Genomic DNA, 11224 nt, shown 5'->3' on the forward strand with positions numbered 1-11224 from the left:
CTCAAAACTTAGCCTCAAAACTTAGCCTCAAAACTTAGCCTCAAAACTTAGCCTCAAAACTTAGCCTCAAAACTTAGCCTCAAAACTTAGTTTCAGAACTTAGGCGATCGCCACGTCCCCATAGCGCGATATAATGTTAGCTTCAGTCCCCTTGCTAAATACCTGAAATGCGGTTAATTGTAGAACAGGAACAACTCAGTTCTAATCTATCCTTAGTTTCCAGAGCCATTCCATCCCGTCCCAGTCACCCGATTTTATCTAACATTTTGGTGAAAGCTGATGCGGACACTCAACAATTGAGTTTAACCGCCTTTGACTTGAGTATGGGAATTAACACCAGTTTTCCGGCTCAGGTTCAGCAGGGGGGAGTTTTGACCTTACCTGCTAAATTGCTCAATGATATTGTCTCCCGTTTACCTGGGGGCGATATTCAGGTCGATGATGAAGAGACAGAGGCTGTAGTTACCCTAACTTCCAGTTCAGGACGCTATCAAGTCCGGGGAATGGTGGCTGAGGAGTATCCCGACTTACCCTCGGTAGAAGGTGAACATAGCATTCAACTAGCGGCTGATAGTTTATTGGAAGGCTTAAAGGGAACTCTCTTCGCTACCAGCCCTGATGAAACTAAGCAAGTCCTAGCTGGTGTTAATCTCAAGGTGGGAAAAGATACCCTTTGTTTTGCTTCCACCGACGGTCATAGACTCGCAGTGGTCAAGGTGGAAAATGTCCGAGACCCCAATAGCCAAGAACCAGAAAACTTGGAAATCACTATCCCAGCACGCGCCCTGCGGGAGGTGGAACGCATGATTGTCAGTGCTAACTCAGCGCGACATAGTGCCGCCACGGAGGAAGAATCAACAACCCCCCCCATGGTGACTTTAGGTTTTGATGATACCCAAGTGGTTTTTGAATTGGGGACTCGTCGTTTGAACTCTCGTAAGTTGGAGGGTGCTTATCCGGCTTATGAACAGTTAATACCTAATAAGTTTTTAAGCCAGGTGAATGTTGAACGGCGGACACTTTTGGCGGCTTTGGAGCGGATTGGGGTTTTAGCCAGCCAAAAAAATGATATTGTTAAATGTATCATTGATGAGGTAAATCAACAAATTTCCCTATCTGTAGAAGCTGCTGATGTCGGGAATGCTTTGGAGTCAATGCCTGCTCAGATTTCTGGTGAAGAACCCAAGGAACTTGCCTTTAATGTTAAATACTTAATGGATGGGTTAAAGGTGTTGAATAGTTCGGAAATTCAGATACAATTGAACGCGGCAAGCACCCCGGTAATTATCAATCCTTTTGGAGGTTTAAAAATGACCTATTTGGTGATGCCTATTCAACTGCGTAGATAGTAGTCAAATGGCAGATTAAAGGTTGCCAAGGTAGGCGGGGGCGGGGCTGTAGCCATTAATTAAGAATGCTTTTTATGGGTGAGAATACAACAATACTCTACCTAAAAAACATCGGATTTAACTGCGCCCCGCCCCAGAAAATATATATAATAGCTGGCATTGAGAGGAGGGATAAAACCCTAACCTATGACCAGAAACTTAATTAGTTTCGGATTCAGGAAATGTGCGTTTGAAGTCTTCTAGCAACTCGTCCATTTCCTCGAGAGCCTGATTTACATCAATTCGCAAAGGCCCTAAATTGGGTTTTTCCAATAACTTGAGTAGAGCCTCCCGTTTGCTCTCAATTAAGGCAACTCCCTCTCGGATCTTCTGTGAATCCATGGATTATCCTCTTGTCACCTAGTTAGATTTTCGATGATTTTAGCATCAAACTCAAGTTTTGTGTTCTGGTGATGTGAAAAAAAAACCGGACTGGGGGACTGTAAATGATTGGGGTTGACGGGCAATTTTTTGGTAAAGTATTGATTGATGACAAAAATTGATAATTAGTTAATCTGATGTTGCGTAAAATTTCTCTGGCTCAAGTGGGTTTAGTGCTGGGTGGGTTAATTACTGTGGTGGGGTTTGTCGCCTATTTTGCTGACTATGCTACCCTGAACCTAGCGGGGTTTTTTTATGGGATTCCCCTATTATTGGGGGGACTAGCTCTGAAAGCGGCAGAAATTAAACCGATACCATTTTCTGAACCGACAACGCCAGAAGTCCTCAGCAAGCGGGAACAACAGGCGACCCCGACTCAAAATCAAGTGCGATCGGATGTGACCCGCTATCGTTATGGCCAATCTGCTCACCTGATTGATGCGATCGAACGCCTGAAGCTAGGAGGGAATGATGAGGAACACCCACAACTACAAGCCTTGCGGGAAGGGGTGGTTGATGGCAGTTATGCGCTCATTTTAGAATTTTACTCGCCTTTTGTGCCTCTATCGGTGTGGGAAGAGAAACAAAGCAAAATTGCTCAATTTTTTGGTCCGAATTTGCGGGTACAGGTGACTCAACCAGAAACTGATTGCGTGGATTTAATCATGATTGCTGATACGGAAAGCTAATTGAGGGCTAATCAATAGGCAAATTTGGGGTTAAATCCCATAGCTTTGGGGAACTGGTGTCTATGCTACCTATTCGGGATTGCCTTTTTCTAAACGTACTGCATACCACTGTAGATATTTTCCGGGTCCCAAATCAAGATCACAGCAGGTATTGATGAGATATTCGGCTTGCTGGGAGGGGGTGGGAAACTTTTGGAGCTCACGGGGGAGATCATCTTGTAGTTGGGCTAGAATAGCCTGTAACTTGTCTGTAAGTTCAGCGACAGTCATAAGTTGCTCGGGTTGGTTAGACTCCAAGACCACAAAGTGATCTTCCTGGTACATTAAAGAATCTGCCATAAAAAATTTTTACCAAATCTAAACATCAGCAGGACAATCTCTAGCATAATCATGGTACGATCATTTTGCTAGGATATCGAGAACCAGTGGGTGTGGCTTGGAATTTATGCTAAGTCAGGTTCAGCCTCGATGTTTTTTTGTTTTGACTGGCACTTCACCTTACTATGACAAGCCCTACATTTACCAAATCAGCGGAAAAGCTCTCTAAACTTGAAGCTATCAAAGAGCGCAGTAATCAACTGCGGGAGCCTTTAGCTACTGAACTGCTGAACGATCGCAACTATTTGACAGAGGATGCGGTTCAGATTCTCAAGTTTCATGGCTCCTACCAACAGGATAACCGAGATAATCGGGTTCCGGGACAAGAGAAAGATTATCAGTTTATGTTGCGAACCCGCAGCCCAGGCGGATTTATCCCCCCTGAACTTTATCAGACTCTGGATCATCTAGCGGATGAATACGGGAATGGGACACTGCGGACAACTACCCGCCAAGGGTTCCAACTCCATGGGATTCTCAAAAAGAACCTGAAAACGGTTCTCTCTAGCATTATCAAAAGCATGGGCTCGACTCTGGGTGCTTGTGGAGACTTGAACCGGAATGTGATGGCTCCTCCAGCCCCCTATTGCGATCGCCCTGAGTATGAGTATGCGAAAACCTACGCGAATTATATTGCGGATCTGCTGACTCCTCAGACTGGGGCTTATTATGAAATTTGGCTCGATGGGGAAAAAATAGTTAGTGGGGAGGAAAACCCGGAAGTCAAAGCGGCGCGCGATCGCAATGGTAATGGCACAATTTTCCATGAGGGGGAAGAGCCGATCTATGGCAAGCATTATATGCCCCGTAAGTTTAAGTGTGCGGTAACAGTCCCCGGAGATAACTCTGTTGATATTTATACCCAAGATGTGGGTTTGGTGGTCATAACTAATGCGGCGGGAGAATTGGAGGGATTTAACGTCCTAGCAGGCGGCGGTATGGGTAGAACTCACCGCAAGGAAGAAACCTTCCCCCGTATAGCTGATGAAATTGGCTATGTCGATCGCGCTGATATTTATGATTTGGTGAAGGCGATCGTAGCAACCCAGCGGGATTATGGCGATCGCACTAACCGCCGCCACGCGCGGATGAAATATTTAATTGAGGATTGGGGAGTTGACAAATTCCGCGCTCAGGTTGAGGATTATTTTGGCAAACCCCTAAAACCTTTTAAACCCCTGCCTCCCTGGAAATATCAAGATTACCTGGGATGGCATGAACAGGGCGACGGTAACTTATTTCTGGGTATCTCGGTAGAAAATGGTCGGGTGAAAGATGACGGGAGTTTCCGGCTGAAGGCAGCTTTACAGCAAATTAACCAAAAGTTTGAGTTGCCAATGTTAATTACAGGCAACCATAACATTATCCTGTATCAGATTTCGCCCAAACACCAAAAGACAATCGATCGCCTTCTGAAAGAACATGGGGTTTTGCCAGAAACAGAAATTGATCCTCTGGTCCGCTATGCCATGGCCTGTCCAGCTTTCCCGACTTGTGGATTAGCAATTACAGAATCTGAACGTGCAATCCCTGGTATCCTGGACCGGATTCGGGTATTGTTGGACAAGGTAGGGCTGGAACAGGAGCATTTTGTCGTTAGGATGACAGGATGTCCCAATGGATGTGCCAGACCCTACATGGCGGAACTGGGGTTCGTCGGTAGCGCTCCCGACACCTACCAGGTTTGGCTGGGAGGCTCTCCTAACCAAACGCGACTAGCTGAACCTTTTATGGAACGGCTGGCTCTATGTGACCTAGAAGCAGTTCTGGAGCCGATTTTTGTTGGCTTTAAACAGAATCGGCAACCGTCCGAGAGTTTTGGCGATTTTTGCCATCGTGTTGGTTTAGACTCCATCCGCACTTTTGTATCCAATTACCAAGTAGATTCCTCGATGAACATTGAGACGAAAGAAATCCCTGTCCCGACTTCCGTAGAAACACCCTCTAATGAGGCTCCCGCGCCCCAAGCTCCGGTCGATCCTAGCAAAATTCGACATCGGGTTAGTGTGCGTCATGACATCTATAGTCAACTAAAAGATGAGTCCAAACGCCAAAGCAAACCAATTGTGGAAATTGCTACCCAGGCGATTGAGGAGTACCTAGCTAAGGTGCGAGCTGAGTCCTAATTGCCTTTAATGGCAGATTAAGTAATCCCCACCCTACCAAAAGTCGGGTGGGGTCATTTTGTTAACAGAATTTCATGAGGGAACTTCAACGGATCGCGATCGCTTCTGAACAATTCCACGACCAACAAGTAGACCTGACTGCTGGACAACAGCATTATTTGGGTCGGGTTTTGCGCCTACAACCAGGCGATCGCTTTATTATTCTTGATGGTCGGGGGGGTTGGTGGCTGGCTATCTGGAAAGGCGGGCAAAATGCCACTGTAGTTGAACCGATAAGGATTAACAATGAGTTACCCATACCTGTGACTTTATGGGTGTCTATGCCTAAAGGAAGTGGCTTTGAGGAGATTGTGCGCTGTACTACGGAGTTGGGAGTGTCTCGTTTGGTTCCCATTATGAGCGCCCGCACTGTGGTTGTCCCTAGCCCTCAAAAACTAGCCCGCTGGCGACGTATTGCTACAGAGGCGGCGGAACAGTCAGAACGTCAGATCCTCCCGGAAATTACTGATCCACTATCGATACAGCAGGCTTGGGAAACCTTGTCAGACCAGGGAGAAGAGGTAGATAAATATATTTGTGTGGCTAGGGGAGATTTTCCCCACCTGTTGAATTGTTTGTTGGCTGCGAGAACGGGACAAGGAAAGGGTTATGTCTACAATTCCCTGCTTTTAGCTATTGGACCCGAAGGGGGATGGACAACACCAGAGGTTGAGGAGGCTATTAATAGGCGATTTCAGCCGGTGTCTCTGGGAAGCCGAATTTTGCGATCGGTCACAGCCCCCATGGTAGCTTTATCTCTGGTGGCTGCGGTCTCCGAAATGGATAATTATTAATTATTAATTATTAATTATTAATTGTTAATTTTGGCGATCGGTCACAGCCCCCATGGTAGCTTTATCTCTAGTAGCGGCGGTCTCCGAAATGGATAATTATTAATTATTAATTGTTAATTGTTAATTGTTAATTGTCCGGCTTCTGATAAGCTCTAATCATGGCTTGGGTTCCTTGAGTAGAGCCTAAACCTTCATCCAAATTCTGAACTATTTTAAACAGGGTATCGGCTAATTTTACCCCTGGTAACTCCCTGGAAATAGCCTCTTGAACTAATCGCAAATCCTTAACCATGTGGCGAATCATAAAACCCGGAGCGAAATCATTGTTAGCTACCTTTTCCCCTAGGTTAGACAAAGCCCAAGACCCAGCGGCTCCGGTGCTGCATACCTCCACAATTAGTTGAGGGTCAATACCCTGATGTTCCGCTAGTAACATCGCCTCACATAGTCCAATCATGTTGAGGGAACATAGTACCTGATTACAGAGTTTGACAGCTTGACCGCTACCACTAGGACCACAATAGCGGATATTTTTACCCATTGTTTCTAACAAGGGTAGGCAGGTGTCAAAGCTATGGCGATCGCCACCCACCATAATAGTTAGAGTACCATTTTTCGCGCCGATATCTCCCCCGGAAACAGGTGCATCTAAAAACTGCATTTGATGGGATGCGATCGCCGAAGCGATCGGATGAACCGCCGCCGACCCAATAGTGCTAAAGTCTATAATGATCGCGCCCGGTTTAGCAAACTGAATCACCCCAAGGGAACCAAGGATGACTTCTTCCACGTCGGGAACATCTCCCACACAGGTACAGATCACCTCAGCTTCGGTCACAGCTTCTTCTATGCTATGGACGATTGTAGCACCTGCATCAGAGGCGATCGCCACACCAGGACGCGAGGGAGTACGATTCCATCCTTTCACATCATAACCACCTTGAGCGAGGTTAGCAGCCATATAGCCACCCATCACGCCAAGTCCCAAAAATGCAGTTTTAGTCACGAAATCCTTACCTCAATTTTTCAATATCTGTATTATTAGCTTGGGTAGTTTTCATATAGGAGAGTAACCAGTTAGCCATAGTAGCGCGCCGGGTTTGTCTCGGTCCAAAGTTTCCAATAGTGTAGCCTTTAAAGCCTAGTTCCTCTTTCAGGAGTTGTTTATTTTCTTTAGGTATCGACCGGGTGAGTTGAACAGTAGCCGGACGGCTTTCGATAAAGTCCGGGGGTTCTCGATATGTTTCTCGCCACTGTGTATCAACTTGAGTTATATCCCAGCGATCGCTTTGTTCGTCATAGCGATAACCAAGATAATACCAAACCAGTTGATTAACAGTGTTGTCCTCTATTTCCTCATTGAGAATCGCCCAAATCGTATCAGTATTTAGGGGGGGTAGTTCAGACATAACCTAGGTTGTAGTTTCCAGTTAATTACATGGGGGTAATGAGTTCTAAAGGTCCCAATCCAAACTCATCAGGAGAAACAGAGCGCAATTCAACCAATGCCATCATATCCTTAAAACCGGGCTGATCACTAGGGCTATCTGTCAACCCCATAGCAATAATTAAACCACACCAACCCTCAGTTTGGCTACAGCGTCTTTCCCAGTTTGTCCTAGCCCGCTGATGAGTTGGGTCATCCTCGATAAATTCCCCAAACAAATGCAACTCACCATTTTCTGTCTTCAAAATTCCCAGGTCATAATTCCGACCCTCAACTGGATCTTTCCCTGAGTTAAAACATATTCCCGCTAATCCTCCAGCCTCCTCCAAATTTTGAATTAGTGTTTTCGCCTCCGGCTCATAAGTTTGAATCAAAATCACAGGTAAACCATCCCCTTTCTGAGGAATATCCACATCAGAAGGCTGGTAGAACTCCGTATTGTTTCGCAAGTAATCCACCGTTTCCCAAGGAATTACACCCAAACTCAAAAATGATTTAGGTGGTATCAAATCATCTCGTAAGGTAGGGTAATCAAACTCCTCCTCGTCATCTTCCGCTGCTTTCACCATTTCCAGAAGTTCATCAGCCACCTCTGGTAAAGTTTTCACCTTCACCGAAATCATTTTGGTTTCAGGTGCATCAGGTACAGAACAAGATATGCGATAGCGTTTAGACAGCTCAGGAAATGAATCCTCATTTAATTTATAGCGAAAATCTCGTAAGAATCGGTGCAGTGCTTCCAAGGCTACCATCATCACCGTGGCTTCTTCTTCGTAGATGACCGATCGCAAACCTTCTAAGGGGTGTAAATTACCAAAGTTAGGTTCAATCTGCGATGCTGATAAAGTTTCCCAGATTACGTCCTCCTCCTCATCTTCTTCTGACAAAGGCTCAAAGGTGACAAACAGACAATCTTGAGTTAAAAATGCTTCTTCTAGGTTATCAAAAGGTCGGTCAGCAACAACTCTTTCTCGAAACCTTTTTAAAGATTCTAGGGAACGGTACATTAGCACCCCATAATCCATCCCTAACTTACCCAGTGTAGAAATGTAGATAGTTCCTACGTCTAAGTGATTGATTTCTATAGAAATAATTTGATGTTCCCCTAATTTATCCCAAGGTGCATCTTTCCAAATTTGCTCGGCTTTTTTGAGCAGGGGATCTACAAAGGCTTCGGGGAGTTGAGGGGGGCGACTTTCGGCTACTTCTTGGAGTCCCCTAAATATCTCATCAATTAGTGGTAAATCTGGTACATAGTCTATAACTATATCGAGTTCTTGTAGGACACCGCGCAGGAAAAACTGAATTTCGCGATCTTTGACCACAATTTTGTGAGGGCGGGCTGCTGGGGTAGGGCTTTGGGGATGTTCCATCGCCCTGAGTAAAGTTCGGACGATCGCTTCTGGGCCAATATTAGCCGATACCATATCCATTGACCGTACCATTCCCTGAGAACCGTCAACCCAAATGATGCAGTCATTATCAGCCTCTATATCTGTTTCCAAACTAGGTCGAGACTCGTGAGACATGGGACGGCGATCGCCCTCCCACACGCTAGGAATGGAGGGTAGTTTTTGTAAACGACGAAGGGTTGAACGATTGAGAAATGTCATTTAGATAATTTATAATATCGAGTAGTGCTACCAGATTAGGATTTTACACGATTCTCAGAACCAGGAAAGGACCCGCTCCGTTGAGAGTACCGGTTATTTGTCCCGGCTTTAGTCCCTAACTTAGATTGTATGACAAAATACCAAATTCGGGTAAATGCGATCGCGCCCAGATTAGATCTGGCTGTAGGACTGGGTTTCCGCCCCTAGCCCGGATCTCCTTGACCGCGATCTTAACACGATAAAAACTCGGGAGATTGGTAGCCCCGTCTCTTTATAGCGGGGCGGAAAAGCGACACGGCGGCTTTAGCCGCCATCAGGAATGGTGAGGGTCGTTAATGTAAGCTGTCACCTTAGCCGTGCTGACTTTCCCTGTAGCTTCGTAGTAATACGACCGAGTCCACAATGAAGGTAGCTTGCAGAGGTGAGGGAACTCCTGCCTGATCCGCCTAGATGAACGCCCCTTCATAGCTTTGACTATTTGGTGAATGGCGACCTGAGAGCCGTGCTCTACCAGGATGTGAACGTGGTCAGGGGCTATTTCCAGAGCCTTGACCAGCCAGTCATTTTCTAGGGCAACCTCATTCAGTATTGCGGCAAGCCTCATCTTGACGTTGCCGACCAAAACCTTCTTCCGCCTTTTCGGAATCCAGACCAGGTGAACATGGGCCAGCCCTACCGAGTGGTTGCCGTGGCGGTAGTTGATTGACTCATCTCGCATTGTTGAAGGCTACCCATTTATCGACAATTCTAGTATACTTATTTTATGGCTCAAACCTTTGCAGCACAAGTCAATCAACTCCCTGACGACCCTCCCCTGAGGGCCGCACTGGAGTATCTTGGCACGGCTTCAAATAACCTCTACAACTGCACGGTTTACCTGGCTAGGCAGTTGTATTTCAAGGCAGGTAAATTCTCGAATGGGCGCTGGCTATCGAGCCAGATGAAGCACAACGCCCACATGAAAGCGCTCTATACCAGCGCTGCACAGCAAACCTGTATCAGCGTGGGTGAGGCGTTCAAGGGCTACCGTGAGCTACTGAAGTTATGGCGCAGCGGTGGGCTGACTGAAAAGCCGAAGCCGCCCAATTACCGCAAGTCTGGCGGCATGTTTCAGCTTAGCTACCCTAGGCGGTGGCTGAGGCTGGTTGATGGTCAGGTTAGGGTGCCAATGGGAACGGCCTGCAAGGTCTGGTTTGACCTACCCGAAATCTTCCTGCCTTTCCCGTCAAACCTTGACTGGGAAAAGGTTAGAGAGGTGCAGATTGTTCCTCGTGCAGGCTACTTTGATGCCGTCTGGATCTGCGAAGCACCCCCCGTTGTGCCCGTGGTTCTAGACCCTGAGAAGTCGCTAGCCATTGATCACGGCATTGACAACTGGCTGACCTGTGTGGATAGCGAGGGCCATAGTTTGATTGTGGACGGCAAGCACCTGAAGGCGCTCAACCAGTTCTACAACAAACGGGTCGCCACCATCAAAGAGGGAAAGCCTCATGCCTTTTGGTGCAGGTTGCTAGATAAGCTCACGGGCAAGCGTAATCGCCAGATGCGGGATGCCGTCAACAAGGCAGATAGGCTAGTGGTCAATCACTGCCTGAAGCATGGCATTGGCACTGTGGTCTTTGGCTGGAATCAGGGGCAAAAAAACGGGGCCAGCATGGGCTGCCAAACCAACCAGAAATTTGTGCAGATTCCTACGGCAAGGCTGAAGAACCGAATAGCTCAGCTTTGCGAGGCCCACGGTATTTTGTTCGTTGAACAGGAGGAAAGTTATACGTCGCAAGCGTCCGCGTTAGACCTAGACAGTATTCCCGTTTACGGTGAAAAACCCGAGGGTTGGAAGGCTTCAGGTAGGCGCATTCGACGTGGAACCTATCGCTCTGCTGCTGGCGTTGAGGTCAATGCCGACTGCAACGGGGCGTGGAATATCGGTCGCAAAGCAAAAGTAACGGGGATGCCTTGCATCCCCGCAAGAGGCGTTTTGACTTCGCCTAGGCGTCTGAGAATTTGGGATCTTCCTGGTGTGTCGATCCTAACTCAGAAGTGCTGTAATCCCTCCGGGGAATCCCCGTCGCTTTAGCGCGGGGAGTAGTCAATCTCCCCCTTAGATTTGTTACAATCCTTGCTAGGATCAATAGATGGCAGGGTCGATTCGTGAGTTGAACTACCATACATTAATTAGCCCGGCTTTAAATTAGCTATGGAACCCCACGGGGAACTGTTTCAACAATAGTGTCTCCCATTCTGCCATGCTAAGGATAGCGTGCGAGACGTTTAGGATTGAAATAGGGCTGCAATGCCTGAAATAACCTCCTAGAGGGAGATAGACTGAATCAACCCAGTTTACCCCTTAACTGTTTATATGTTCCGAC

Annotated in this window: 11 protein-coding genes; 5 read left to right on the top strand and 6 right to left on the bottom strand. The window is 46.9% G+C overall.

Annotation, left to right across the window (positions count from 1 at the left end):
* Positions 1-167 precede the first annotated feature (167 nt).
* A complete protein-coding gene (gene dnaN / locus ACTIE0_RS03080; RefSeq protein WP_006623055.1) occupies positions 168-1349 on the top strand; it encodes a DNA polymerase III subunit beta in 1182 nt (393 codons plus the stop codon).
* 198 nt (positions 1350-1547) lie between these two features.
* On the opposite strand, the gene ACTIE0_RS03085 is transcribed toward dnaN, so the two are convergent.
* Complete coding sequence (locus ACTIE0_RS03085) at positions 1548-1730, bottom strand: hypothetical protein (RefSeq protein WP_006623056.1); 183 nt, start codon at positions 1728-1730, stop codon at positions 1548-1550.
* 176 nt (positions 1731-1906) lie between these two features.
* Between ACTIE0_RS03085 and ACTIE0_RS03090 the strand changes: the two genes are divergently transcribed.
* Entirely contained in the window at positions 1907-2458 is a 552-nt protein-coding gene (locus ACTIE0_RS03090) for a DUF2854 domain-containing protein (protein ID WP_006623057.1), read from the top strand.
* A gap of 69 nt (positions 2459-2527) precedes the next feature.
* Here ACTIE0_RS03090 and ACTIE0_RS03095 read toward each other — a convergent pair whose 3' ends face one another.
* Positions 2528-2797: a CRR7 family NDH-1 assembly protein gene (locus tag ACTIE0_RS03095; RefSeq protein ID WP_006623058.1), complete on the bottom strand. Its 270-nt coding sequence runs from the start codon at positions 2795-2797 to the stop codon at positions 2528-2530.
* Positions 2798-2961: 164 nt separating this feature from the next.
* On the opposite strand from ACTIE0_RS03095, the gene sir reads away from it, so the two are divergent.
* On the top strand, positions 2962-4962 hold the full coding sequence (gene sir / locus ACTIE0_RS03100; RefSeq protein WP_006668330.1) for a sulfite reductase, ferredoxin dependent: 2001 nt from the start codon (positions 2962-2964) through the stop codon (positions 4960-4962).
* A 74-nt stretch (positions 4963-5036) separates the two neighbouring features.
* The gene (locus ACTIE0_RS03105) at positions 5037-5795 is read left to right on the top strand and encodes a 16S rRNA (uracil(1498)-N(3))-methyltransferase (RefSeq protein WP_006668331.1); all 759 of its coding nucleotides are present in this window, start codon (positions 5037-5039) and stop codon (positions 5793-5795) included.
* A 127-nt stretch (positions 5796-5922) separates the two neighbouring features.
* On the opposite strand, the gene ACTIE0_RS03110 is transcribed toward ACTIE0_RS03105, so the two are convergent.
* From ACTIE0_RS03110 to tnpA, 4 genes are all read right to left on the bottom strand, one after another.
* The gene (locus tag ACTIE0_RS03110) at positions 5923-6801 is read right to left on the bottom strand and encodes an NAD(P)-dependent oxidoreductase (protein WP_006623061.1); all 879 of its coding nucleotides are present in this window, start codon (positions 6799-6801) and stop codon (positions 5923-5925) included.
* Positions 6802-6808: 7 nt separating this feature from the next.
* Positions 6809-7204, bottom strand: coding sequence for a DUF1823 family protein (locus ACTIE0_RS03115; RefSeq protein WP_006623062.1), 396 nt, complete (start codon positions 7202-7204; stop codon positions 6809-6811).
* A gap of 25 nt (positions 7205-7229) precedes the next feature.
* Positions 7230-8855 carry a DUF6930 domain-containing protein gene (locus tag ACTIE0_RS03120; RefSeq protein WP_006668332.1) on the bottom strand — a complete coding sequence of 542 codons (1626 nt, stop codon included), beginning with the start codon at positions 8853-8855 and terminating at the stop codon, positions 7230-7232.
* A gap of 313 nt (positions 8856-9168) precedes the next feature.
* Positions 9169-9573, bottom strand: a complete 405-nt coding sequence (gene tnpA / locus ACTIE0_RS03125; protein ID WP_006668333.1) for an IS200/IS605 family transposase — start codon at positions 9571-9573, stop codon at positions 9169-9171.
* A gap of 45 nt (positions 9574-9618) precedes the next feature.
* Here tnpA and ACTIE0_RS03130 point away from each other — a divergent pair, with 45 nt between their 5' ends.
* The gene (locus ACTIE0_RS03130; RefSeq protein ID WP_006668334.1) at positions 9619-10932 is read left to right on the top strand and encodes an RNA-guided endonuclease InsQ/TnpB family protein; all 1314 of its coding nucleotides are present in this window, start codon (positions 9619-9621) and stop codon (positions 10930-10932) included.
* The last annotated feature ends 292 nt before the right edge of the window (positions 10933-11224 follow it).

The organism is Limnospira sp., assembly GCF_051859755.1.
In the GTDB taxonomy this organism is placed as follows: Bacteria; Cyanobacteriota; Cyanobacteriia; order Cyanobacteriales; family Microcoleaceae; genus Limnospira; species Limnospira fusiformis.

Excerpts from the sequence above, each read along its gene's own strand:
- dnaN (WP_006623055.1), top strand. The coding sequence starts at position 168 with ATGCGGTTAATTGTAGAACAGGAACAACTCAGTTCTAATCTATCCTTA.
- ACTIE0_RS03085 (WP_006623056.1), bottom strand. The coding sequence starts at position 1,730 with ATGGATTCACAGAAGATCCGAGAGGGAGTTGCCTTAATTGAGAGCAAA.
- ACTIE0_RS03090 (WP_006623057.1), top strand. The coding sequence starts at position 1,907 with ATGTTGCGTAAAATTTCTCTGGCTCAAGTGGGTTTAGTGCTGGGTGGG.
- ACTIE0_RS03095 (WP_006623058.1), bottom strand. The coding sequence starts at position 2,797 with ATGGCAGATTCTTTAATGTACCAGGAAGATCACTTTGTGGTCTTGGAG.
- sir (WP_006668330.1), top strand. The coding sequence starts at position 2,962 with ATGACAAGCCCTACATTTACCAAATCAGCGGAAAAGCTCTCTAAACTT.
- ACTIE0_RS03105 (WP_006668331.1), top strand. The coding sequence starts at position 5,037 with ATGAGGGAACTTCAACGGATCGCGATCGCTTCTGAACAATTCCACGAC.
- ACTIE0_RS03115 (WP_006623062.1), bottom strand. The coding sequence starts at position 7,204 with ATGTCTGAACTACCCCCCCTAAATACTGATACGATTTGGGCGATTCTC.
- ACTIE0_RS03120 (WP_006668332.1), bottom strand. The coding sequence starts at position 8,855 with ATGACATTTCTCAATCGTTCAACCCTTCGTCGTTTACAAAAACTACCC.
- tnpA (WP_006668333.1), bottom strand. The coding sequence starts at position 9,573 with ATGCGAGATGAGTCAATCAACTACCGCCACGGCAACCACTCGGTAGGG.
- ACTIE0_RS03130 (WP_006668334.1), top strand. The coding sequence starts at position 9,619 with ATGGCTCAAACCTTTGCAGCACAAGTCAATCAACTCCCTGACGACCCT.